The sequence below is a fragment of the Pengzhenrongella phosphoraccumulans genome (assembly GCF_045689905.1).
Lineage (GTDB): Bacteria > Actinomycetota > Actinomycetes > Actinomycetales > Cellulomonadaceae > Pengzhenrongella > Pengzhenrongella phosphoraccumulans.
Genome location: NZ_CP144210.1, coordinates 1863266 through 1888410, shown reverse-complemented (window position 1 = coordinate 1888410; position 25145 = coordinate 1863266). Strand labels below are relative to the sequence as shown.

The window sequence follows — 25145 nt, the reverse complement described above, 5'->3', positions numbered from 1 at the left end:
GGGTTGGCGTGCGGGGCCTAGCGGCAGGGGAGTTGCGGGTTACTTCTTGTTCCAAACGCCGCAGGAGTTCTCGAAGTCCTGCCCGGCGCTCAGAGTGACCGACGGGAACCCTCCCTTGGGGAGGTCGTTCTCACGATGTCGCCACCGTTGGTGCCGGTGCGCAGGATTGCCCAGTAGCACATCGAGGTGACCGCCTCTGCGGTCCGGTAGGTGCCTGGCTCGATGTCAGTCCCGACGGTCCACGTCCCGTTGTTGATCTGGCGGGCGGCGATGGCCTGCTCGGTCGATGTGACGGCCCCTTCGCGGGTCTCAAGACCGGCCTGACGCGTGTCGAGCTCGGCAGACCGAGTGTCGAGGTCCTTTCCGCGGGTGTCGAGCGCCGCGGCGTTCTTGACCGCGGTGGCCTCTGCGGCATCTGCGCGGTCGTTGGCAGTACCCGTCGCGCTCTCAGCTACCTTCAGTTTCGCGGAGAGATCCGTGTACTCCGTCGATGCCGTGGGGTCGGCGGCGCCGCCCCCGGCAGCGAGCCCGAACACGAACCCACCGATAATCGCGACCGGAATCCACCAACGGCGCTTGCGTCGAGTGGTGGGCGCGGGAGCCAACGGTTCGCCACCGGATGGCGACACGGGCGTCCCGCCGACCAGTGCCGGTCCGACCAGGGAGTCCGTCGTCGGGATGCTGAACTTGGGAGCGGTCATGTCGGTTCCTCTGGTACCTCCCGCTCAAGCGCATCTGGACGCTCGTGGAGGAACCGGGCTGATCTAGCGGCGAGGCGCACCGGAGCCTGGGTATGTCGACGACGGCACCGGTGCGATCCTCGGGGACTGAGTTGGCCGTGTGAGAACCTCTTCACCTTCATTTGTGCCGGCTACGCGAGCCCGGACAACGCTCAGTTCGCCGACACGCGCAGCGACGACCGCGCGCGGATCGCGGTCCCAGCTCTGTATCGCTCGTGCGAGCGTTCGACGCACGGTCACCATGGGCACGCCGGTCCACTCGCTGATGATTGCCATTCCTTCGTCCCACGTCGCCGGTGCAGCAGCGGCAAGAACCGGCGCGACCTCGCGCGCTACGTCCAGCCCGGACAGGTGGTCCAGTCGCTCGCGCACGAGAGTGTCGGCCAGGGGCACGTCGTCGAGAAGTATTGCTAGAAGACCATTTGGGCCGACGTCTTCCAGAATGCTGGCTGGGTCGCTTCCCGGACGCAGGCAGATGGTCGTGGGTGTGAGGGCGTGCTGGGCGAGGAGCCAGTAGTGACGCTGCGCGGCGACCTGCCCGGCAAGGTCTGCGTCAGTCGCGACGATCGGCGAGGCGCCTGTGCGGACTGTTGTCGCGGCGAGATGTGCGGCCTGGTCCTCGGTGAGCGAGGTGCCCAGGGGTGCCATCCCGACGTAGCGTCCTTGACCGGCCAGAGTGACGGCCAGTGCATCCAGGGGACCCTCGACAAGGATCGGCGTGGCGCCGGGAGACAGGTCGCTTCTGGCCGTGAACAGCTGCGCGCCTTTTTGGAACAGCACCGTATTCGGGGTGTTCAGGTACTTGGGCCCGCCGGTCTGGTCGTTCGCGTCGGGGTGGCGGCGGGCGACGAAGCCGAGGGGTTCGAGCTGGCCGTCGGCGGCGAGGCGGGTGATCGGGAAGACCAGGCGGTCGCGGAAGCGGTCGATGAGGCGACCGGTTCGAGCGACGCTTGCCAGGCCGGACTCGGTGAGCTCCAAGTCGGTGACGCCCTGGCGGCGCAGGTGGTCGACAAGTCGGGTCCAACCCGCGGATGCGTACCCGGGCAGCACGTACCGGTCGCCGGTGAGGTCGGTGCGCAGCCGTTCGAGCAGGTAGCGCTGCGCCCAGGAGTCGGGGAATTGGCGCACGTAGAAGTCGGTGGCCAGCCGGTTGAGCTCGAGGATGCGGGCCGGGCTCACGGGTGCCATGGCGGCGTCGAACTCGCGCGCAGCCTGCGCGTCGACCATTTGGTCGGTAGGCGGCAAGGTAGTGGCGTGGGCCCGCGCGGCCGCCGCGAGGGTGAGGAAGGCCTCGACGAAAGCAGGGTCATCGAAGGGATCCGTCGCCGCGGGTTCGTCCGGCTCGGGCGTGAATGGGTCCTCGTGGGTTTGGTCGACTGCGGGGAACAGGTGTTGCCATTCGTCGTCGGTGGGGGCGCCGAGCTGGTGCTGCGGGTCGTCCTGCCCGAACGGGTCAACCTCGTCGCCACCAGTTGCGAAGCCGTGCGTGTATCGCTCGGGGTCGTCTGCGGCGGAGTCGGTCAGGATGGAGATCCGCCAGACGAGTGCCTGGCACGGGTCGTCGTCGTAGGCGATCGGAGAGGCGAGCAGGCTCTCGATGGTGGAGCCGCGGGCGATGGCGTGGTCGACGGTGGTGATCAGCGCTGGCCACCACGGGCTGGCCTGAAGCATGTCGGCGGTGTCCTGGCCGACGAGGTTGGCGAGGCGGGGAGTCCACGCGGTGGTGAGGTGGTGGTCGGACTCGGCCTGTGTGGCGACCGCGGGGGACAGGCGCCCGGTGATGCGCCACCAGAGGGCCGCTGCTGCGTGGTCGTCGGGAAGGTCGCCGTCGGCCAGGGCGTTGCGCAGGACCTGCGGCGCGTCGAGGCCGGCACGTGACAGCGCCGAAAGTCGCTCGGCGAGCACGGGCACGAACGGGTCCCGCGTGGCGAGAGTGAGGGCACGGTCGAGTAGGGGCTGCCACTCGGCGAGGGCCGGGGTGTGGTTGCGGTCGAGGCGGGTGTCGAGCGCCTGCTGGTATCGGGCGGCGGCCTTGCCGAGCTGGGGAGCGCCGGTGGGGCGCCGGTCGCTGTCCGGCACCCCGGTGGCCGCGCGCCATACGGAGACTTGAACGAGTAGTTCGTTGTCGGGGCGGCGCTGGCCGGTGCGGGCCCACTGCGGCATCGATTCGTCAGATTGCACCTGCTCGGTGACTTGCTGGGTGAGGTCGCGTACCTGTGCGGCGCGGGCTGCCAGGTACGGGCCCCACTGGGGGTCCTCGCCCAGTGCTGCGGGGATGCCGGGTAGCCAGGGCAGTGGTCCGGTGCCGGCGTTGCGCAGGCCGGTGTCGTCCAGTCGCCAGTCGAGCACGGCGGCGACGTCGTCGGCGGTGTCCAGTTCGCGCGCACCTGCGGCGGCGCGCAGGTGCGCGACGGGGTCGCCCTCTTTTGCGGCAAGCAGGAGCAGGTGGGCTCGCAGGGTCGGCCACGCGGGGGCCTGGGTCAGCTCGGGCACGACGAGATCTGCGGCGCGGTCGAGGCGGGCGACTTGCTGGGGTCCGAGCAGTTGCTCGGCGCCGACGTACAGGGAGTCGACGTACCGGGCCGCCGCCTGGCCGAGCAGGGTCGTGGGGTCGTCGGCGACGCTGCGGGTGGTGTGCGCGGACTGGGCGGACTCGTCGCGGGCCAGGATCCGCTCGAGAAGGTCGGTCGCGGTGAGCGGGTGGACGTACTCGGGGCGGATGACGTTGTGCTCGTCGCCGTCGCCGACGACCTCCAGGTAGAGGTGGTTGGCGGCCTTGCCGCGCGTGACCGCGGTGTAGGCGAGCTGCCGGGACTCGGTCCCGGTCAGCAGGGTGTGGCTGGTGTCCGCTGTGACGCCCTGAGCGGTGTGGATCGTGGTGGCGTAGCCGAGGCCGACCGAGGTGCGCACGTAGTCGGCCGGCAGGTCGACGCTGCAGCCGCTGGTGGTGTGCCGGACGGTCAGTGCCCCGGTGGGGTGGACGGTGGTGACGGACCACCGGTCGCCGTTCTTGACCCAGTCGGTGCCGGTGACGCGCAGCTGGCGGTTGTTGGCCCGGGTGATGACGGTGTCGCCGGACGAGGCGGTCGACCCGTCGGCCAGGGCCGCGGTGCGCTGCGGGGTTTGGCCGTCGAGCCGGTGGGCGCGGGCGCGGTCGTTGAGCTCGCCGACGAGCTCGCGGGTTGGGGCGAGCATGAGCGCGTCGCGGCCGTTGGCGAGGTCGGTGCGCCAGGCGTCGAAGACGTCGTCGGTCAGGGTGGTGAGGTCACCGACGTGGATCCGGTGGGCGTCGAGGTAGTAGCCGAGGGACTCGGGCAGTCCGTCGCGCAGGGCCAGGGAGGCGGCGCCCTCGGCCGAGTCGGCGAAGCGCATCAGTTCGGTCAGGTGTAGGGCGCCGTGGGTGGCGCGTACGTCGCGCAGCACCCCGCCCGCGCCGATGGCGGACAGTTGTTGGTCGTCGCCGACCAGGCGCACCGACCCGCCGCGTGCGGTGACGAACTCGATCAGGCGGTCCAGGGAGAGGGTGTCGGCCATGCCTGCCTCGTCCACGACGACCAGGCTCGCCGGGCCGATGCGCCGCGCCCAGCCGGGCAGGTGCTCCGGGTCGTGGTCCAGGTGCCACAGGAGTTTGGCCATGGTGTCGGTGCGGGCGGCGATGGCCTCGCCCAGGACCGTGGCGGCGGTGGCGGACGGCGCCAGACCGACGACGTCGCCTCCGCCGGCCGTCCACGCGGCGGTCAGGGCGCGCATCGCGGTCGTCTTGCCCGCTCCGGCCGGGGCTATCGCGAGCTGTACCCGAGCGCCGGAGGTGGCCATCTGTGTGACCAGGGCCGCCTGCCCGGCGTTGAGGGGCAGGCCGTCCGCGGCTGACTGGCTGAGTGCCTGCCCGACGGCGATGGTGGTGGCGCGGGTGCCGTCGTGCTGGCCTGCGTGGGCGACGATGCGCGCCTCTGCCGCGAGCAGGTCGGGGGAGGTGAACAGGGTCGATCCGGCGACCGTGTACACGCTCGCGCCGTCGCTGCGGCGCAGCGGGTCCGGGGTGTCTATGTCCCGCTCGGAGCGGGTGAGTGGCACCGACCTGCGGGTCAGGACTTCGTCGACCAGAAGCCCCACGACCCGCTCGACGTCGCGCGTGCGCACGTCGACGCCGCGGACCCGGCGCTGGGCCTCGGCCTCGACGTGCCACCGCTGCCAGTAGGAGCGGTGCGCCTGGAGCGTGTTCTGGATGACGGCGGCGGTCTCGCGCACCCACGCCGCGTCGACCCGACGGGCCGGGACATCGGCCGGGCGCAGGACCCGGCGCAGCATCGCCTGCAGCCCACGCTCGCCGCCCAGGACACCCCGCGCCTGGGCCGCCCAGGTGGCGTGCTGCTCGGCGAGACTGCGCGGTTCATGCTTGCCCTGCCGGGTCTCCAACGTCGCCTGCTGGGCCAGCTGCACGGACTCCACCGGTGTTGGCGGGCGCCCGTGGGTGGCCTGGAAGGTGCCGGCCAACTCCGCGCGGCGGACCTCGATGCTGGCTCGTCGGGCGGACCACCGGGAAGCCAGCGCGGGGTCGACGCCGACGATCTCGCGGACCGGGCGCTTGCGTGGGTCGTCGCCTGCGCGGGCCTCGAATCGCACGCCGAGGGTGTCGGTGAGGTGCCGCTCGAGCGCGGTGTTGTAGGTCTCGGACGCCGTGACGGTAGCGGCGAAGATCAGTCGCCCATCGATGGCCAGCCATCGACCCTTGTCGCGGGTCTGGACCTTGTTCGCGACCGCGACGTGGGTGTGCAGGTCGGGGTCACCGGCACGGCTATCACGGTGCGTGAACGCGGTCGCGATCAGGCCGCGGGTCTCGACCTGCCGCACACCGTTGGTGCCCTCACGGGTAAACAGCGCCGTGTTCTCCAGGAACGCCAGCGCGTCCTTGACCGCCGCCGCGTGGGCCCGCTCGATCGCGGCGGCGATCGGTCGGTCGGCGATCGCCCACAGCGTGCTCACGCTCTTGACCGGGGAGAACGTCAAGTCGTACCCGGCCACGGCGTTGGTGCGCGGGCGGGAGTGCTTGGCGATCGTGGCCGCAAGCTCCCGGGCGTCGGCGGGCTCGCGGCCGTGCTCCTCGCGGAACAGTTCGGCCGCGACCTGGGTCCGGATGCGCGCCCGGTCGACCAGTGGCACCGGGTCCGCGGACCGCTGCCCGCGGCTGGCATTGAGCGCGGCGACCTCCTTCGCCACCCGGATGCGGAACGCCGACGTGTCGTTCGCGTAGACCCGAAACGGGGTGCCCAGCCACGTGGCGGTTTCCTGCTCCCGCTCGCTGAGCCCCGCCTCGGCGGCGGCGGCGCGCAGTTGCTCTGCCAGGGGGTGCTTGCCCGAGCCGAACAGGTTGCGCATCTGCTCGGCGGTGACCTCATTTCCCTCATTCAGCTCGTCGATGCCGACCAGGCCCGACCCGATCCACGTGCCCGGGGTCTCGCCCTTGGCTGCGTAGTAGGACGCCAGACTGGTGTGGCCCTTCTCGGTCGCATCCTGGGCCGCGACCTGGCGAGTCAGGTAGTCGTACCCGCTCCCGGCCGTCAGCTTGTGGATCGACATCGTCACACCTCCCGAAGGCGACCGCACCGGCCCCGGCGGTCGGTCAACTTCAAGTGGATTGACCGCTTTCGATCCGGCAATGCAAGAGGTGTGTGGGGCAGTGCTTGGGGGTTTTTGGGGCGTGTCGAAGCGGCGCTGTGGTCGGTCGTCGTCGTGGAGGGGGACGACGTCGGCATTGCGTGGGCTGCGTGGTGAGCGCGTGGGGGTTCGGGTCGGCCTTCGGAGGTGAGGTCAAACGAGAAGGGGAGCTGCGATGGCGGATCAGACGGCGAGGCAGCGGGCGCGGCGCACGGCGCTCGACGCGCAGGCGCGGATGCGAGCGAGGCGGGCGGAGCAGGAGCGTCGACGCGACGCGCTGGGAGTGGAAGTCATCACGGCGCTGGCCGAGCGCGACGCGGTCGTCTCGGTGTGCGAGGCACGAGCCGGGGCGGCGCTCGTCAAGCTGACCGAGCGGGAAGGACTGAACCTGACGGAGGCGGTCGAGTGGTGCGGCGGCGCGGAACTGCTGACCGTGCGCGAGGCAGCGCGACTTCGGCAGGTGTCGCAGCCGGCGGCCGTCCCAGCGCCCGTGCGGGGGACTCGGACGACGAGCGCGGACGCGACCACCGAGGGTGCTCGGGACGCTGTGGCGGGCGACGGTGGTTCGGGTGGTGACCGTGCGGCTCGGTGAGGCCGGATCGGCGGCGCTCGCGGTCGGGTGCGCGTCACCTGAGGTCGTCGCGCGGTACCGGGCGAAGGTGGTTCAGGTCGACGGAAGCGGGTGCCAGTGGTGGACCGGCGCGGTGAGCGGGCGGGGGCACGGCCGGTTCTGGCTGGCGCGGGGGTGGGTACTCGTGGCGCATCGGTTCGCGTTCGCGCTGGCGAACGGTGTGGCGGCGCTGGCGGCGGTCGAGGTGCTCGGGCACCGGTGCGACAACCCGTTGTGCCAGCGGGTGGGGCCGGGGCACGTGGTCGCCTCGTCGTACGTGGAGAACCGCCGGGAGTGGGCGGCGCGTCGAGACGTGACCGGCTCGCCACTGGGTGACGTGCGCGGGTCTCGTCGTCGGGCGCGCGAACTGCGGGACCTGGCCCGCACAGATCCGGCGCTGGTGGCGGCCGACCTGGTGCGGCTGCGGCGGGTGTTCGGTGAGCAGCCGTCGCTGTGGTGACGCGCGACCGCGCCCGGCACCGGGGAAGTGTGCCGGGCGCGGTCGGGGTCGATCAGGCTGGGGAGAGCGCGGCCCAGGCGCGGGCCTTGAGTCGGGCGGGCTCCTCGGTGGTCAGCAGCCGCACCGCGCGTGCGGCGGCGGGGTCGTGCCGGGTGCGCACCGGGGCGAAGTGGTCGACGTACTCGGCCACTGCTTGGTAGGCGCCCCACGCCGTGCCACGGATGCCGGTCTGGGTGTCGGCGTCGTGCCACAGGTGGGCCAGGGTCTGCTGGCGCTGAGTGTGGGTGTGTCGCACGCGGGTGGGTGCGTCGGCGGCCGGGGCGGGGAACAGGTCTGCGACCAGGTCGAAGAACTGCGAGTCCGTCGTCGTGGTGTTGATCAACCGTTCGGCCTCGGCCTGGAAGGCCTCGACGTACGCGAACGTCAGACCGAGCGAGTCGCGGGCAGCTTGCACGGCGGCCTTGGCATTGCGGGTGTGGCGGATCGACCAGGACGACACATGGTCGCGCAGGGCGGCGCTCTGGGTGTTCGCGCACACGACGCGGACCGGGGTCACCAGGACGCGGAAGGCGCTGGTGCCGTCGTGGCTGTTGAGGGCGGCGATGTTGAGGTCGACGCGGTCGGTGCCGCCGATGGTCAGGTGCTGCGGCAAGCGCATGGTGACGAAGACCTGACGGCCGCCGCGCAGCGATCCGGCGGTGTCGAAGACCGCGCCGGACGCGTCGGCCAGGGTGTTGAGGAACTCCGCGTGCTCCTCGTTCTGCAGCGGGGTGTACCCGGCGCCGACGACGCCGAGCGCTTCGGGGGCGCCGGTGAACGGGTTGGTCCGCACGGTGGCGAAGCCGGGCACGTCCAGGGTGGTCACGCCATCGGCGCCGACCTCGGCGGCGGTCAGCGGGACCTTGCGAACCTGCCACCCGCCCAGGTGTCCGAGGGTCATCGCGTCCTCGGCGGTGAATGCCTCGCCGGCGACGGTGGTGCCGAGGCGGTGCCACGGGTCGGTGCGGGCGAACAGGGCGGCGGCCTGGCGGCCGTGGGTCTCGATCTCGTGGGCCATGACGGTGTCCCTTCCTGGGTGGTTGCCCTGACGAGATCAATCTATTTGATCTATTCGACTGGTGGGAGTTGTCCACCGGGGCAACTCCCACCAGTCGTGATCTGTGGGGCTGTGGATTAGCCGGCCGCGACGTCGTCCGTCTCGACGGCGTCGTCGGCCTCGTCATTCTCGGCGGGTGCGGTCAGCAGCTGCTCGACGTCGCTGGCGGGGTAGCCCCAGCTGATGAGCGCGGCCATGATCGCTGCGTCGTACGCGCCGGGGTTGCGCCAGGTGTGCACGCCGCTGCGCGACTCCCATGCGGCCAGGACGGCGGCGAGGGTGCGCATCGTCGCGGCTGCGGGCGTGGTGGCCTGGGCCAGGACGCGGGCTGCGACCTGTGCGCCGGACTGGTAGCCGCCGTCGGCGGGGCGCAGGCCGAGCAGGTCGCCGAGCAGGTCGTGCCCGTTGCTCAGGGCGTGCGTCAGGCTGTACTGCCGCTCGGGCACGGCGCGGGCGATGAGGATCTCGGCACCCTTGGGGACCTGGCGACGGGCCAGGAGCGAGGCTAGCCACTGGCGGCGCACGACCTCGGCGGAGCGCCACGCGGCGTTGTTGGCCAGCACCCGGCGCCGCTCGGCGGACTCGGCCTCGCGGCGAACCTGCTCGGCCTGCTCCCGGGCGGCGCGCTCGTCGTCGCTGTCGGCGCCGGGCAGAGCGTCTCGTGGGGGTGCGCCGTCCCAGTAGTGATGCAGCCCGGCGCCTGCGGGGTCGGTGCATACCCACACTGGCACATAGACCTTGCGGGGCTCGGTCGAGTCCTGGTCGTCGTCCTCCCCGTCGTCGGGGCTGGCGTCGTCGGGGTCGTCGTGCCGCCACTCGACGGTGACGACGACGGCCGCGCCGGGCGTGCCTGCCCACGCCTCGGCGGGGACCGCTTGGCCGTTCTGGTCGCGCAGATCCTCGAAAGCCAGCCGCCGGAAGCCGGAGGGCACGTCGGCGGGGTCTAGGTGACTGGTGTCTTTCGTTCGTGGGCGGGCGGTTGTGTGGTCGGGGTTTTGGCGTGGCGGTGCCGGGCCCGGTGTGAGGCGGTTGGGATGATTGTGGTGGTTGGTCCGCCGCGGTCGGGAGTGGTTGATGACGTTAGGTCTTGCACCTCGACAGGGTGACTTGCTGAGCACGACGGTCGAGTTCTGCGAGGGGCGGGTCGGGGCGGACTCGATCTACGCGGTGCTGCACCGGGAGTGCTTCAACTTGTTCCCGGATGAGGCGTTCGCGGATCTGTTCACCGATGTCGGGCGGCGCAGCGTGCCGCCGATGATCGTGGCGGTCGTGATGGTGCTGCAACGGGTGGAGGGCTGCTCGGACCGGGAGGCGGTGGACCGGTTCGCGTTCGACGCCCGGTGGAAGTACGCCGCGGGCGGTCTGGTGTTCGACTACCCGTCGTTCTCCCACACGGTGCTGGTGGATATGCGGGCCCGGTTGGCGGCCTCGAAAGACCCGGACCGGATCTTCAAGGCCACCCTGGGTGCGGCGAGGTCGGCGGGCCTGGTGGGGCGCAAGCGGGTGCTGGACTCGACCCCGTTGTATGACGCGGTCGCCACGATGGATACGGTCACGTTGGTCCGGGCCGGGATCCGGGCCCTGCTCAAAGCGGCGGGCGCGGACCTGGAGATCGAGTTACGGGCGGTGTCGACCAGGGACGACGACTACGCGTCGGCGGGTAAGCCGGTGTGCGCGTGGGACGACAAGGTCGCCCGGGCTGAGCTGGTGGACACGTTGGCGAAGGACGCGATGGCCATGCTGGGGGTACTGCAAGGACGCAAACTCGAAGAGGCGCTCACGCAGGCGGGTGCGTTGCTGGCGACCTTGGTCGGTCAGGACCTTGAAGAATCTCCCGACGGGGTGTTCGCGATCGCGCGGCGGGTCGCGAAGGGCCGGGTCATCTCCACCGTGGACCCCCAGGCCCGGCACGGGCACGAGACCGCGGCCCGCGGATTCGACGGGTACAAGGGTCACCTCGCGATCGACCCCGACACCGAGATCATCACCGCTACCACCGTCACGGCCGGCAACACCGGCGACGCCGAACCGGCCACCGACCTGCTCACGACCGAACTGAGCCCACCCGCGACCGAGGGGCAGGACAACGCCGAGGTGCCGATCGATGCTGGTGGCGCCCGAGTCGAGGATGACGATCCGGTCGAGGGCGTCAGTCAGGTCGTCGTCCCAGGTCACGTCCACGACGACCGCAACGACAACGACCGTGACGACGACGACGACACCAGCGATGACGATAGCGGTGACGTGTTGGTGGTCTACGGGGATGCGGCCTATGGGGCCGGGGCGTTGTTGGCGGAGCTGGAACGGGCTGGGGCGGTGGTGATGGTCAAGGTGCAACCGCCGGTGGCTCCGGCCGGGCGGTTCCCGAAGGACCAGTTCGTCATCGACACCGCCGCGGCCACGGTCACCTGCCCGGCGGGGGCGGTCGCCCCATTGCGGGAGGTCAAGGGTGGTGGGGCGGTCGCGTCGTTCGGGACCGTTTGCGGGTCGTGCCCGTTGGTCGCCCAGTGCACCGTCTCAGCGTCAGGTCGCACGATTCGCACCACCCGCTACGAACAAGAACTGGTCCGGGCCCGCACCACCCAACGAGACCCGGCCTGGAAGGACGAGTACCGGGCGACCCGCCCGAAGGTCGAACGCAAGATCGCGCACCTGATGGCCCGTAAACACGGCGGACGTCGAGCCCGGGTCCGGGGCACCACGAAAGTCGGAGCTGACTTCTCGTTGCTGGCCGCCGCCGTCAACCTCAAACGACTCGCCATCCTCGGCCTGACCCACACCACCAGCGCAGGATGGACCGCCGCGATCGCCTGAACGGGGAAGGGAACCCCACCAGGTCGCTGAGCGGCCACCTGACGGGCCCAGATCGAGGCCACCCGACCCCGAACCGCCTCCAACCCGACCCGACCCGAGCGAATCCGACCATCACCCGAGCCCCGCTCCGCGGCGCTCACGACCACCCGCGGCCGCCAAAGCCGCCTCAGACAGCCAATGAACACCAGTCACCTAGGACCGGCACGCCGTCGGCGCGCAAGCGCTCGACCTCGGCGCGCAGTGCGATGCGTTCGGTGTGCTCGTCGCGCAGTCGCTGGGCGATGTGTGCCAGCCGGGGCCGCTCCCACTGGCTCTCCCACGCGCTCTCCAGCGCGGCGACGGAGTCGGGGTCGTCCTCGAACTCGGCGAAGATCGCGGCTTGCTCCAGGGTCATGCCGTGGGCGTCCATCCGTTCCTTGCTGGCTTGGTGCTCGGCGACGCTCAACGCGTTGTCCACGACCAGGCGGGGCAAGGAGGTGCGCTTGACGATCTGCGCGACCGACACACCCAGCAGTGCGAGCTGCTCGACGCCGTCGCGGGCCTCGCGCTCGTGCATGTCGGCGCGGTGAAGGTTCTCCACCAACTGATCGGTGATGCGGTCCGCGTCGTCCGGGGTCGCGACGACCCGGACCGGGACCGTGCCGGACGGGGTGCCCACCAGCGCGGCGACCAGCGCCCGTCGCTGACCGCGCAGGACACGCAGGCCACCCTGCTCGTCGACGTGGGCGTCGATCGCGACGATCACGCCGCGTGCCCGGACCGAGGCGGCGAAGTCCTTCGCGTCAGGTCGGGTGTCCTTGCGCACGTTCGTCCCGATCCGCAGGTCGCCCGGCGTGACCTCGTACACGCGCCCGACCTCGTAGACCGGCGCTTCTGCAGTAGTGCTCATCGCTGCTCCTCGGTATCGAATAGATCAAACTGACATGACCTATGCTTCCGAAATGAGTCGTTCCGTGGTGTCGCTCAGCCGTCGTTGTGGACGGCCTTGGCTGCGCGCGGGCGCTGTGGACAGACAAGGCCCCGGCCGCTCCTTCCGGCGCTCGGCCGTCGCAACCAACCGTCAATGCAGCTGGGTGTTAGCGAAGGCCGATCACTGATGAGCGAATCTCGAGTAGCGACCGGGGCGTGGTGGGACCCGCAGATGTGGGCGCGCGCACGGGCCGCCTACGTGTACGACCTCGACCATCACCCCGACGCGCCGGCCGGCTTCATCCGGTGGCTGCACTGGGTTCTCGAGGCCCACGTGGCGCGCGGCACTCAGGGACGCGCGGCGCTCGCCGTACCACCGCGAGCCGTCATCACCGCGACCGCCGGCCTCAACCGGCACCATTCGCTGCGCGCATCGACGCGGGCCGCGATGGAGCAGGCCATCATCGACGACCGCCAAGCAGGTCGAATGATGAGTCGGTCATCGTGGATCCACGAAGCCATCGCCGTTGCGGTCTCGGACGCCGAGAAGCGCGCCGGCGGCACCCTCGCTCCCGTGCCAGACGGTCAGCGACTGCCGAACCAGCCGGCCAAACCGTCCTGCTGAGCTAGCCGACATGGCATTCGCTCGGCCCTGCGGGTATCTCCGCGTCGATCTCGTCGGTGATTGGGTTCACGGACTCGTCGATGGAGTCCAGTGACCTCGCGGCGATGATGCCACCGTCGGTACGGGCAGAAGGCGACGCTCACCGTCCGCCGCATAACGCCAATCAAGCCGCGGGTCCGCAACCAGCGCTTGCCGTCCGACTGCGCGGCCCGCTCTTCGGGGGCGAACTCTGCCCGGAACTACTGGGTGAGCGCCAGGACAGCCAACACGACGGCGAGCGCGAGCAGTCCGATCGCGGCGGGCAGGGATCGTCGTTGGACGCGTTCGGCACCGAGACGTTGGTACACGCGCTGTAGCGGGGCGGTGATGTGTTCGCGCCAGACCAGCCCCGCAACGAGGAGCAGCAGGCATGGCAGGCAGTACACGAGGGCGTACAGAGTCAGGACAGTGACGCCGGCGCCGGTGGGCACGTCAGCGGCATTCAGTCGTTCGATGGCAATCAGGTAGGGGAACGCGTTGGGTAGATCCGCGCCGGTGGCCAGCACGCCCAGGGGAAGGGCGGTCCACGGTCCGAACCAGCGGGGCAGGACCACGGCCGCACGCGTGCTGGTTCGCAGTCGCCGACCGGCGCTGACGAGAAGGATGAGCGCGGCTAGCAGCAGCGCTCCGCGGCGCACCCACACGGCCGCACCCTGGACCGCCTGACCCAGTTGGTCGCTGCCGATGAACAGCCCGGTCCCCACCGCGAGCACCACCAGGTAGGCGCCGGCCACGTAGGCCAGCGCGGTGATCCCGGGGCGGCGCAACGGGGCCAGCAAGATCAGCGCCACCCCGGCGATCGTGGCCGGATTCAGGGAGTCGAGCGCCGCCAACCCGGCGATCGTAGCGAGAAGGGCGGTCGTCAGCATGCTACAACGGTACTTCACATGGGACACAAACGTCTCACTCGGCTACGCTCGAGTGGTGACCAACACCCCGTCCACACCTGAATCTCCCCGTTCAGAGCCCCCCAATGTTGTATTTGTCGATGACATCGCGGCGTCGGTCGCGCGCCACCTGGCCCTGGCGCCGGCAGCGTCGATGCAGGAATTGGCCCAGGCCGCCGGCATTAGCAGAGCGACGCTGTTTCGACGGTTCCCCTCCCGCGCCGCACTCATCGGCGAACTGTGCCAGGCGGCAGCACAGGCCTACGTGCGAGCGGTGGACGCGGCCGCCCCTGAATATGGGACGCCGACGCAGGCGCTGAACCGGGTCGTGGAGACCCTGGCCCGCCTCGCATCAGTGGCCGGCTTGCTTGGCTTGCAGCCGCTGGATGAGCACGTGGAAGCCTCGCTGCTGATCCAGACCGCGCAGGCAGACGAGAAGCTGCGCCACCTCGTTCGCCGCGGGCAGGAGTGCGGGCTCTTTCGTGTCGAGGTGGACCCCGAGTGGTTCCTGGCGATGCTGACCTGGCTGATGGTGGGCGCCGCCGACAGCGTTCGCCTTGGACGGCTCACCGCCGCCGCCGCGCAACGTCACCTCGCCGCCACTCTGAGTACAGCCCTACTTCGTCCGACCGAGATGTGGAAGCTCTCCCAGGAGATGTGACCAGGCTCAGGAATTCGATGAACGCCGCAATTCAGGTGCGAAAAACGCACTGGACGACCCCAGTCCGAACGCGGGCGAGACCGCTTTGTCACACCACGCCTGCCGCACTACCTTGGCTATCGAGCGATCGATGGCCTACTCGCCCGGCGCGACCGCCAACGAAGCGACAGCCGGCGCCGCGCTCTATCGCCAAAAGACCGAGGCGTGACATCACGTAGTCGCAGACGAGTCGATTCCTGCCGCCAGTTGACGCGCGGATCGGGCAGCAGCACTTCGCGCCAAATATCGAGCGGTGCCAAGGGCTGGTGTGCGCGCCAGCGGCCCGACGGCCGCGCCGGGAAGGGCGGCGGGGGGCAGGAGCGCACCGATCGTGATCGATGGTCGCTGCGTGGCAGCCGGCGAGGATCGGCGGAATGGCGATAAAGAGGGCGAAGTAGGCAGCGGGGATGGTGGCGGCCGCAACCCACGCCTGCCAGTGATGGGGCGCCGCAGCACGCTCGTCGGCAGAAACGGCGGTCCACCGCAGCGGCCGATTAGGACGAGCGCCGTCCCCAGGAGGAGAAGGACGAGCCCGACCTCTCCTGTGGCGGTTCGCGGGAGCGAGATCAGTTCGTGGCGCGCCAGTCTCGAAGTTGACGTAGGCGCTCGGAGTCCCCGCCTGGATTCTGCAACGAGGCCACTCTCTGCGAGAGCCGCCAGCCGACGACTGACAAACACTCCGACGAGCAGCCCGACGAGCAAACCCGACCCACGTTTACGGCTTCGGCGATGGCGACCACGACGACGACGGTGCGGACCCAGCCGGCCCATCGCTCCCGGGCAAGCACCAGCATCACCGCTGCTCTTCGGCGTGGCGGGGCGCTCCGGGCTGCGTGTCTGCGTCCCGGACACGACTGGGCGGATCTCCCAGGTCCTAGCGGCGCCACGTCAGCACAGCGGCAACAACCGCCAGGGCGCACGTGGTGGCGGCTGGGGCTGCGCCCGCAAGGTCGCCGGCTCTCGCGTGCATATCGATCGCACCGACCATGAGCGCCGTCATGCCGACAGCCGCTGCGACCCCGAGCAGCGTCCATTCCGGGTGGATCTTGCGCGCTCATGGTCGACGGGGTGCACTTCGCCGAGTCGTGCTGCGTGGTGGCCCTGGGCATCGACATCCACGGTGTCAAGCACCCGTTGGCGCTGGTGGAGGGCTCCACGGAGAACACGACCCTGGTCACCGAGCTGTGCGTGGGCTTGCGGGAGCGGGGCCTGGACGGGTCGAACGCGCTGCACCGGGCGGTGGTGGACGTCTTCGACCACCCCGTGATGGCCCGCTGTCAGCCGCACAAGATCCGTAACGTCCGCGATCATCTGCCCGAGCGGCTACGCGGCCCGGTCGCGCTCATCGGCATGAGCGGACGGTTGCGAGTTGAGTCCGGCAAGCACCGCATAGCGCCTAATACGCGCTGTGCTCGACCATCGGGTTGAGCGCGACGTCTGCAATGGCGTTCCGTGCACGGGTACCGCTGCGGTGGCCCGGACCGACAGGCAGGCTGGTTCAGGCGCTCGTGCTCGAGGCGGCCGGGCAGGCTAGGCATCGATTCGATGCGTCGGGACCTGGGCCCTGTGCCGTGAACGACAGCGCAGTTCATCCGTCTCGGCGCCGTGAGCAGCGTGGCGCGCGCTGCGGCGCAGATCACCAACGGTGCACCTCGCAACGGAGGCGAGGCTCATTCATCGTGAGCGTGATCGCCCGGGATGTTCATCCCATCTGACTTCGGCGTCACCGATCACCTGGACGCTGCCATGTGCCGGCGCGGCGGCCGCGTGGGCGCACGAAGGCGAGATCGGAACTGCCACTTGACTCCGCAGATCTCTCAGTCTATGTTGATCTTACGCAAACTAGTTTGCACGCCGGGCAGCGCTGAGATACGGGGTTCGGGGACGCAACGAGCAAGAACCAGGTGAACCAGTTTGGACCTCAATGTCGAGACCGCACAGACTCCAGTTCGGGAAGTCGCACGCAGCGCGCCGCTGAACATCCAGGCGGTCGCTGACGCTGCTGGGGTGAGTAAGACGACGGTTTCTCATGTGCTGTCAGGGAACCGTCCTGTGTCGGCTGCGACCCGGCGAAAGGTCGAACGTGTCATCGGTGAACTTGGCTTCCGGCCGAACTTCTTCGCTCAAGCGCTGAACTCCAAGACCAGCGGGACGATCGCCCTGATCGCCCAGGACATCACGAACCCGTTCTACCCCGCGCTGGCGCGCGGTCTGCAGCACTGGGTGCTCGAAGCTAACCAGGTCGTGATGCTCTTTGATGCGGGCGCTGGCGAGAACCTGACTCACGCCTTCATCGAGGACGTCATCCAACGCCGCGTTGACGGGGTCGTTGTCGCGGTGAGCGATGTCGACGCGGAGATCGTCCAGCTGCAGCGCGCCGGTATCGCGGTCGTGGCGGTCGGCTCGGGTCTGAGCGGGCTGCCGATCGACTGGGTCTCCGCAGACGACCAGCGCATCGCCTACGACGCAACGAAGCACCTTCACCACCGGGGCCACCGCCGGATCGCCACGATCAGCGGGCCCACCAAGACCGAACCCGGCGCTGGTCGGTTGGCCGGGTACCGAAAGGCGTTGCTGGAGCTCGGCCTCGCTGACGATCTGGCACTTCGCAGCGTCGCGGACTGGACCCGCGATGGTGGCAGCGCAGCCCTGCGCCACCTTCTCGCCCAGCCAGAACCGCCCACGGCCGTGTTCTGCGCCAACGACTTGATGGCGATCGGGGCGATGGACGCCGCGCTGGAGTCAGGCCTTTCCGTCCCGCAGGACCTGGCCATCGTCGGCGTCGACGACATCGACGCAGCCGGACTAGTGCGCCCGGCACTGAGCACCGTGCGGGTGCCCGCTGAAGAGATCGGGCGCGCCGCAGGCGAGCTGCTCCAGCACCGCATCGCCGATGGCACGAGCAGTCCGCTGCGCCACGTGCTCGTGCAACACACCCTCATCAACCGTCAATCCGCGTAAGGACACCCCATGCACGACGTACTCGACAATCGGGACCTCGTCCCCGACGAAGCAGAACAACTCCTGCACAGCGGTCATCCCGTCGCCGCGCTGCTCTCCGAGTCCCGCACCGCGGCCGCCGCATCGAACTACCCCCGCCTGGCCGCACTCTCGCTCGAACTCGCCGCCGTGCCCAGGTCGTCCGACTGGGGATTCGACGAGCCCGACGACGACGACACGCTCACCTCGCTAGCAGACGGCCTGCCGATCCTGGACGTGGACCACGGTCAACTTCCATCACGCCTGCACGGGGCCTGGCTCGGACGATGCGTCGCGAACACCATGGGCAAACCCGTCGAGGGCCTGACCCGCACCGAGGTCACGCTCTACCTCAAAGCCGCTGGCCAGTGGCCCCAGACCGGCTACCTCCCACTGCTGCCCTCACTGCCTCTCGGTGTCAGCCACCTGCACGAATCCGCGCCCTTCGCCACTGCTGGGACGTTCACCGACGTGCCCCGCGACGACGACCTGGACTGGACCATCCTCGGTCTGGCCATGCTCGAAGAGCACGGTGCCGCGCTATCGACCGAGGACATCGCTCGAACATGGCTGGACCGACTGCCCTTTACCCAGACTTTCACCGCCGAACGGGCCGCCTACCGCAACCTCGTGCGTGGCGTTGCCCCCATGGGCTGCGCACTCGTGGACAACCCGTACCGCGAGTGGATCGGCGCCCTGATTCGCGCCGACATCTTCGGGTTCGTCTACCCGGGTCGACCCGGAGCCGCCGCACGACTCGCGCTCGTCGACGCGCGGCTGTCCCACGTGGGAAACGGCATCTACGGAGAGCTGTGGGCCGCCGCGCTCGTGTCTGCAGCCCTGGCGAGCGTCACCGCGAAGCAAGCCCTGCAAATCTCGCTCGGTGCAGTTCCGCGGAACTCACGCCTTGCACGCTGCGTGCGAACCGTCCTGGAACTGCACGCCGCAGGCGCGACCTCCACCGAAGCGTTGGCGTGGGTCGACTCCGAGCTCGGGCACTACAACTGGGTCCACACCGTCAACAACGCCGCGCTGATCACGATCGGGTTGCTCTGGGGTACCGACTTCACCACCTGCGTCGCGCTGACCATCTCCGGGGGAAGGGACACCGACTCCACAGCGGCCACCGTCGGGAGCGTCTTCGGCGCACTCCACGGCGCGAAGTCGATCCCCGAGGACCTCGTCAGCACCACCCACGTCCGGGTTCGCAGCTCGGTGCGTGACTTCGACCGGGTCACGATCGCCGAACTCGCGTCGCGGACGCTGGCCCTGGCAGGGGCGTTCTCATGACGCGGATCCCGGTAGTCATCGACACCGACCCCGGACTCGGCCAGCCCGGCAGCGACATCGACGACGGACTCGCTATCGCCCTGGCACTGAGGTCACCAGAGCTCGAGGTGCTCGCATTGACGATCGTCAATGGCAACGTCGACGCGGTCACCGGAACGGACGTCGCACGGCGCCTGGTCCGCCGTCTCGGGCACGCCGACCTGCCCGTCCTGCGCGGCGCCACACAACCGCTCATGCGCGACATGGCGCCGGTACGAGCGCTCTTCGACGCAGTACTTGCCGGAGCCGTTCAAACACCGCCCGGTGATCTCCTCGGCCCGAGCACGACCGAGGACGCCGCGGACTACCTAATTCGCATCGTCGCCGAACGGCCCCATCAGATCGTCGTCATCGCCATCGGACCAATGACCAACCTCGCGCTGGCCGTGCAGCGTGACTCGAACTTCGCCAGCAATGTTCGCGAGCTCGTGCTCATGGCCGGCAGCGCGACCGGTTACGCGCAGAACATGACCGTCGTGGGTGACTTCAACACCTACGTCGACCCCGAGGCTTTGGACATCGTCATGCGCAGCGGGGCCGCGATCCGCATGGTCGGCCTGGACCAAACATCCAAGGTCATGCTCACCCGCCACGACGCCGAAGAGCTCCGGGCCGCGCCAGACCCGTTCAGCCAATGGGCCGCACAGTGCGCTGAGGCGTGGATCGAATTCCTGGGCCGTGCCTTCCCGAACCGTGTCGAGCACCGCACCGCGTGCTTCCTGCACGACCCGCTCGTGATCGCGGCAGTCACCCACCCACACCTGCTCACCTGGACGCCAGCCGACGTCCAAGTCGAGACCCGCAGCGAGCTCGCCCGCGGACTCGTCGTAGCAAACAGGGGCCTCGCACTGCAACAGCCCGGCCCTGCCAACGCCACCGTCGCCGTCGAGACAGACGTCAACGGATTTCGCGATCTCTTCCTGGACCGCATCAGCACCCCGACCCGCGACTAACCCAACACCCCACCCCTAAAGGAGAAACCCCATGGCCGTTCACAACGGCGTGAGCCGCTGGCTCGTCGCCGGCGCGATCGTCTCGACCGCGTCTCTTGCCCTAGCCGGCTGCGCCAGCTCGACGGGCAGCAGCGCCAACTCGTCGGCATCCGCCACAGGTTCCGCGAAGGAACTTGTCGAACCGACCTCACCCATCACGATCACCTACGCAGGCGCCGCCTACGCCGCCGACCAGATGGAACCCATCATCACCGCGTTCCAGAAGGCGCACCCGAACATCACCGTGACGTACGAGTCGGTGCCGTTCGACGACTTCAACAGCGTCCTGGCCGCACGCCTGACGAACTCCAGTGACGCCATCGACGTCTTCGACGTGGACATGCCTCGCACCGCGGCGTACGTCGCTCGAGGTTGGCTCCCTGACCTGAGCAACACCTTCGGTGACATCAGCGGCGCCGTCGACCCCGGCAGCCTGGAAGCCGCCACCGTGGACGGCAAGCTCGTCGCGATGCCCTACCAAACCTCGACCAACCTCATGTACTACAACAAGACGCTCCTGACTGCCGCCGGAATCGCCGCACCCTCGGCCGACCCGGCCGCCCGACTCACCTGGGAGACCGTGACCCAGGACGCGAAGAAGGCGCAAGCCGCAGGCGCCCAGTACGGTCTGCTGTTCGATCAGATCGACCGCTACTACCAGCTGGAACCTCTCGCGATCAGCGCCGACGGCGGCCCGGGAGCAAAGGGCGACGGCAACCTCGAACCCGACATCACCAACCCCGGCTGGGTGAAAGCGTTCAACTGGTACGGCAGCCTGTTCGCCGACGGGATCTCACCGCGCGGCATCACCGTGGCCGAGACTCCCGACATGTTCGCAGCCGGACAGACCGCGTACTTCGTGGCCGGACCGTGGTGGGCGGAAAAGTTCAACGCCAAGACCGACCTCGACTTCGGCGTCACCGCATTCCCCACCTTCGACGGCGGCACCCCGGCCACCCCCACGGGCGGCTGGGCGCTGGGAATGAACCCCAAGGCCAGCGCCGAGACAGCCAACGCCGCCGGGATCTTCATGAAGTTCATGGGCCTGGACGACGGTGGATACGCCCAGTACCTGACGGCCCTCGCTGTGCCGCCGTCAAACCTTGACGGCAGCGCGAAGTTCTACGACGCACCCGCGTTCCAGGACCCGCGGTTCGCCGGCGTCGTGGACCTGATGAAGTCCGAACTGGCGAACACCGCAACCCTGCGGCTCCAGAGCGTGGGCTACGTCGAGTTCGAAGACGTGATGACCAAGACCTTCAGCGACATCATCAACGGCACCGACGCGACGAAGGCCCTCGAAGCCGCGACGACCGACCTGACCGACGCCTGGGCGAAGTTCAAGTAGTCAACACCTGGTGGCGGGACGAGTGCGTCGTCCCGCCACCGACCACGCGGGAGACAAACATGACCACCACGACAAGTGCGCGAGCGAGTCTGCGCACACCGGCCGCAGGCCGAGCATCAAAGCGTTCCAACGTGCGCCGCCGAAACACGATCGCTGCTGTGGTGTTCCTCGCCCCGACCGTGCTGTTGATCCTCGTGCTGCGAGTTGTACCGACGATCGCGGCCATCAGTGGCTCGATGCGGTCCGGGCTACCCGGAAGCCTCGCCGCGCCGGAGTTCGTCGGCTTTGACGTCTTCGCCAAGCTGTTCGCCAGCGAGTCGTTCTGGCAGTCCGTTCGCCAAACCCTGATCTTCAACATCCTGGTCAACCCGATCCAGATCCTGGTCGCACTCGCACTGGCGGTCCTGCTCACACGCAACCTTCCCGGCAGCGGACTGTGGCGCACCCTGATCTTCTTGCCCTCCGCCGTCCCCCTGGCCGGATCAACCATCGTCTGGGGCATAGCACTTCGCCCCGACGGACCCGTCAACGGGCTCCTGGGCCTCGCCGGAATTCCCGCGCAGCCGTGGTTCACCAGCCCCGACCAGGTCATCGTCTCGCTCATCGTGCTCGCCAGCTGGATCGGGATCGGCTACTGGATGATGTTTCTCATCGCCGGCCTCAATGACATCCCCAACGTCTACTACGAAGCCGCCAGAATCGACGGCGCCGGCGCCTTGCGGACCTTCTTCGCCATCACGCTACCCATGCTGCGCCGGCCCCTGCTCTTCGTCCTCGTCGCCGACACCGTCGCCAACTTCGTGCTGTTCGCGCCCGTGCAAATCCTCACCAGCGGCGGACCGGAAAAACAGTCCAACTTCCTGATGTACGACATCTTCCACAAGAGCTATGAACTCTCGGACCCGTACTCCGCCTCCGCTGAACTCGTCGTCCTGCTGGCGATCATGCTCGTGATCGTCGCAGTCCAGTTCCGGCTACTCGGCTCAAGCGACGGGGAGGAATGACATGCTCACCAAGACGCTCCGCAAGGCGCTCCTGACGACCTTCGCCATCGTCGTCTCCCTGATGTTCCTCCTCCCGGTCGTGTGGCTTATCGCGAGCACTTTCAGGACAAGCAGCGAAACCTTCGCGAGCAGCTCACCCCTGAGCTGGAACGTGCTTTGGCCGAAAGACTTCACACTCGTCAACCTCCAGTCCGCCGTCGACGCGGGCTTCCTCACCGCCCTCGGCAACAGCCTCTTCGTCGCCGCCGCGACCGTCGTCGTCGGACTCGCCATCAGCGCCGCCGCCGCGTTCGCACTCGCAGTGGTCCCCTTTCGAGGGCGAAGCGTCATGTTCTCGATCATCGTGCTCAGCTTCCTCGTCCCGTTCGAGGCAATCGCGATCCCACTCTCGAGAAACTTCAGCGACTGGGGCCTGACGAACACCCTGCCCGCGCTGATCCTGCCCGGTCTGGGCAACGGACTCGCGGTCTTCACCCTGCGGCAATTCTTCCTCGGCATCCCCCAGACCCTGTCGGAAGCCGCACACGTCGACGGCGCCAGTTGGTTCCGGATCTTCTGGTCGATCTACCTCCCGCTCACCCGACCGGCACTCATCGGCGCCGGCCTGATCCTGTTCCTCTTCCAATGGCAGGCATACCTCTGGCCAATCCTGGTCACCTCAAAAGCCGAACTCGACCTCGCGCCCGTCGCGATCGCCAAAGCATTCGGAGCATTCACCACCGACTACGGACGCGTCTTCGCCGAGACCGCGATCCTCGCGATCATCCCGGCAATCGTCCTGCTCGCACTACAGCGCTACTTCGTCACATCGGTCGCAAGCACAGGGAGCAAGGAATGACCGCACGTGTCGCAGTCGTCGGATCAGCGAACCTCGATATCGTCCTGGCCGTGCCACGCCGACCCGTTGCCGGCGAGACGCTCACCGGTACCGGCCTGACCGAGACCGCCGGCGGCAAAGGTCTCAACCAAGCGATTGGTGCGGCCAAAGTCGCGCCGTGCGCCTTCGTCGGCTGCGTCGGTAGAGACTTAGATGCCGCCGAGCTTGAAGCCGCGCTCATCGGCGCGGGAGTTGACACGCACCACCTTGAGCGGGTCGCACTCCCCACCGGCAGGGCATTCATCTCGCTCACGCCAGACGGCGAGAACAGCATCATCGTGCTGCCGCTCGCCAATCACGAACTCGATCCAGACTACGTATGCCACTCCTTGGACGAACTGGCACCGACTGCGGTTCTCAGCCAGCTCGAAGTTCCATCCTCCGTGACGACGGCAATCGCCGCTTGGTGCGCACGATCCGACGTCCGATTCATGCTCAACGCGAGCCCCGTTTCAGGACTACCCCAGTTTGTCGTGGAGCTCTCCGATCCACTCATCGTGAACGCAGGCGAAGCCCGCGCGATCCTTGGAACACTCGACGTCGACGACGAACGAGCCCTCGCTGCCAGCCTCGCAAAACTCGCACGCTCAGTCGTACTCACCGCGGGGCCGCGCGGAGCATTCATCGCCCAACACGACGTGGTCCATCACATCGAAGGCATCCCCGCAACGGTCCGAGACACCACCGGCGCAGGCGACGCTTTCGCCGGAACGCTCGCAGGACACCTCGCCAAAGGCGTGGAACTCCTGGATGCCGCAATCCTCGCGAACACCGAAGCCGCGCGCCTCGTCCAAATCGAAAGATGCGACCGCTAACTGCTGCTCCGGCACGAGCTTCGAAAAGCTTCGATATCGGCCTTCAGATCTAGCCGCGCAGGCGGCCGACGCGGAGAGAACGCTACTCAGCGCCGACCGGCTCGACCTACCGGGTAGCCGCGGGCACCCGGTCCATAACAGGCGGGCAGCAGACCTGTAAGTGCCACGTAAGTTGCGGGTTGGCGGGTTCACCTGCGGGGCACGGATCGAAGTGCTCGAACCCGTGTGGCAGATTCTGCTCGGGGGCATTCTCGAGGCTGGCGATGTCGACAGTCCGATCGGTGCGATCGGTCTGCCACGCTGATCGTCGTCGCAGTGTTGGTCGACTGCTCGACCATCGTCAGTGGGTCACGATTCCCAACGCCGGTCGCCGCGTGCCGGATTGAAGCAGTGTTCGAAGGCGTTTCCTCGTGTCGTCGGTTCTTGGGCAGGTGTGCAGGAACGCGACGAGGTCGTCACCGAAGCCGACACGCGCTACTCCTGCGTCGCCGACTCCCACGAGCAGTTGGTACCACCGGCGCTCCCACCCCGGAAGCCCGTAGCTGAACGTTCCGATCGCGGCGATCGCGACCGCGAGATCTACTCGCCCAACCTGGACCGCCTGCACGACAGCCACGGCCACCACGACAACTCGCAGCCGCCACGCGGCCTGCGTCAACGGCAACCAGCGCAGCGAACCGCAGATGCCGTGGATCGCCGCCCGCATCGCTCGCCATGGCGCCGACACGCAACCGATGAGCAGATCCGCGCGTGTAAGTCCCTCGCGGACCAGTACGGCAGAGTGCGCGACCACGGCGGCTGCCTGATGGCTCGGCAGGTCGCCGCGAACGACGGCCTCGATCAGTCCCGTGGACACGATGACGGTGCGTCGACCGGAGCCCATGGCCCCGATCGCCCGAGATCGCTTCACGCGGACGTCCACCAGCGGCGGACCCAGCCCGGCCCGACACAACTGGGTCAACACCGCCGCCAGGTCGTCGCGTTCAGACGGCCGCAGCCGACGCGCGCCCAGAAGAATCGCCGCTACCGGCCCTTCCCACGCGCGGTGGCCGGCCGCCGCGACGATCCCGGCCAGCACCAGTGCCGCGCCCGCGGCAATCGGCCCCGGTGCGGCCGCGAGCAAGAGCGCAACCACGACAGCGCTGACCACCACCCCCGGCCCGACCGCCAGGGTCTTCACTACCCACACCGGCATCGTCGCTACCTCCATTCGCACTGCTGCGCGACGACGCCCGTCGATCCCAAGCTGACCACCACACGTCGTCG

The 25145-nt window shown here is 68.8% G+C and carries 19 protein-coding genes and 1 pseudogene; 13 read left to right on the top strand and 7 right to left on the bottom strand.

Going from position 1 to position 25145, the window contains the following annotated elements:
• Positions 1-89: 89 nt before the first annotated feature.
• The gene (locus VTA80_RS08705) at positions 90-701 is read right to left on the bottom strand and encodes a hypothetical protein (protein WP_407344992.1); all 612 of its coding nucleotides are present in this window, start codon (positions 699-701) and stop codon (positions 90-92) included.
• Between the two features lie 63 nt (positions 702-764).
• Complete coding sequence (mobF, locus tag VTA80_RS08700; RefSeq protein ID WP_407344991.1) at positions 765-6317, bottom strand: MobF family relaxase; 5553 nt, start codon at positions 6315-6317, stop codon at positions 765-767.
• A 253-nt stretch (positions 6318-6570) separates the two neighbouring features.
• On the opposite strand from mobF, the gene VTA80_RS08695 reads away from it, so the two are divergent.
• Positions 6571-6987, top strand: a complete 417-nt coding sequence (locus VTA80_RS08695) for a hypothetical protein (protein ID WP_407344990.1) — start codon at positions 6571-6573, stop codon at positions 6985-6987.
• Positions 6968-7465: a hypothetical protein gene (locus VTA80_RS08690; RefSeq protein ID WP_407344989.1), complete on the top strand. Its 498-nt coding sequence runs from the start codon at positions 6968-6970 to the stop codon at positions 7463-7465. The genes VTA80_RS08695 and VTA80_RS08690 overlap by 20 nt, the downstream gene beginning before the upstream one ends.
• A 52-nt stretch (positions 7466-7517) precedes the next feature.
• On the opposite strand, the gene VTA80_RS08685 is transcribed toward VTA80_RS08690, so the two are convergent.
• On the bottom strand, positions 7518-8522 hold the full coding sequence (locus VTA80_RS08685) for a DUF932 domain-containing protein (protein ID WP_407344988.1): 1005 nt from the start codon (positions 8520-8522) through the stop codon (positions 7518-7520).
• 116 nt (positions 8523-8638) lie between these two features.
• On the bottom strand, positions 8639-9493 hold the full coding sequence (locus tag VTA80_RS08680; protein ID WP_407344987.1) for a hypothetical protein: 855 nt from the start codon (positions 9491-9493) through the stop codon (positions 8639-8641).
• Positions 9494-9668: 175 nt separating this feature from the next.
• Between VTA80_RS08680 and VTA80_RS08675 the strand changes: the two genes are divergently transcribed.
• Complete coding sequence (locus tag VTA80_RS08675; RefSeq protein ID WP_407344986.1) at positions 9669-11375, top strand: transposase; 1707 nt, start codon at positions 9669-9671, stop codon at positions 11373-11375.
• Positions 11376-11541: 166 nt separating this feature from the next.
• Here the strand turns inward: VTA80_RS08675 and VTA80_RS08670 are convergent, their stop codons facing one another.
• A complete protein-coding gene (locus VTA80_RS08670; protein ID WP_407344985.1) occupies positions 11542-12264 on the bottom strand; it encodes a ParB/RepB/Spo0J family partition protein in 723 nt (240 codons plus the stop codon).
• Positions 12265-12471: 207 nt separating this feature from the next.
• On the opposite strand from VTA80_RS08670, the gene VTA80_RS08665 reads away from it, so the two are divergent.
• Positions 12472-12909 carry a hypothetical protein gene (locus VTA80_RS08665; protein WP_407344984.1) on the top strand — a complete coding sequence of 146 codons (438 nt, stop codon included), beginning with the start codon at positions 12472-12474 and terminating at the stop codon, positions 12907-12909.
• 239 nt (positions 12910-13148) lie between these two features.
• Here the strand turns inward: VTA80_RS08665 and VTA80_RS08660 are convergent, their stop codons facing one another.
• Complete coding sequence (locus VTA80_RS08660; RefSeq protein ID WP_407344983.1) at positions 13149-13817, bottom strand: GAP family protein; 669 nt, start codon at positions 13815-13817, stop codon at positions 13149-13151.
• Between the two features lie 55 nt (positions 13818-13872).
• Between VTA80_RS08660 and VTA80_RS08655 the strand changes: the two genes are divergently transcribed.
• From VTA80_RS08655 to VTA80_RS08615, 9 genes and pseudogenes are all read left to right on the top strand, one after another.
• Entirely contained in the window at positions 13873-14496 is a 624-nt protein-coding gene (locus tag VTA80_RS08655; protein ID WP_407344982.1) for a TetR/AcrR family transcriptional regulator, read from the top strand.
• A 1089-nt stretch (positions 14497-15585) separates the two neighbouring features.
• Positions 15586-15873 (top strand): annotated as a pseudogene (locus VTA80_RS08650) (transposase); the annotation flags it as partial.
• A 576-nt stretch (positions 15874-16449) separates the two neighbouring features.
• Positions 16450-17496, top strand: a complete 1047-nt coding sequence (locus VTA80_RS08645) for a LacI family DNA-binding transcriptional regulator (protein ID WP_407344981.1) — start codon at positions 16450-16452, stop codon at positions 17494-17496.
• A 9-nt stretch (positions 17497-17505) separates the two neighbouring features.
• Positions 17506-18804: an ADP-ribosylglycohydrolase family protein gene (locus VTA80_RS08640; RefSeq protein ID WP_407344980.1), complete on the top strand. Its 1299-nt coding sequence runs from the start codon at positions 17506-17508 to the stop codon at positions 18802-18804.
• Positions 18801-19796, top strand: a complete 996-nt coding sequence (locus VTA80_RS08635; protein ID WP_407344979.1) for a nucleoside hydrolase — start codon at positions 18801-18803, stop codon at positions 19794-19796. The genes VTA80_RS08640 and VTA80_RS08635 overlap by 4 nt, the downstream gene beginning before the upstream one ends.
• 31 nt (positions 19797-19827) lie before the next feature.
• Positions 19828-21183, top strand: a complete 1356-nt coding sequence (locus VTA80_RS08630; protein WP_407344978.1) for an ABC transporter substrate-binding protein — start codon at positions 19828-19830, stop codon at positions 21181-21183.
• 158 nt (positions 21184-21341) lie between these two features.
• Complete coding sequence (locus VTA80_RS08625) at positions 21342-22187, top strand: carbohydrate ABC transporter permease (RefSeq protein ID WP_407344977.1); 846 nt, start codon at positions 21342-21344, stop codon at positions 22185-22187.
• Between the two features lies 1 nt (position 22188).
• Positions 22189-23025, top strand: coding sequence for a carbohydrate ABC transporter permease (locus tag VTA80_RS08620; protein ID WP_407344976.1), 837 nt, complete (start codon positions 22189-22191; stop codon positions 23023-23025).
• Complete coding sequence (locus VTA80_RS08615) at positions 23022-23879, top strand: PfkB family carbohydrate kinase (RefSeq protein WP_407344975.1); 858 nt, start codon at positions 23022-23024, stop codon at positions 23877-23879. Before VTA80_RS08620 ends, VTA80_RS08615 begins: the two co-directional genes overlap by 4 nt.
• A 340-nt stretch (positions 23880-24219) precedes the next feature.
• Here the strand turns inward: VTA80_RS08615 and VTA80_RS08610 are convergent, their stop codons facing one another.
• The gene (locus VTA80_RS08610; protein ID WP_407344974.1) at positions 24220-25002 is read right to left on the bottom strand and encodes a hypothetical protein; all 783 of its coding nucleotides are present in this window, start codon (positions 25000-25002) and stop codon (positions 24220-24222) included.
• Positions 25003-25145 lie beyond the last annotated feature (143 nt).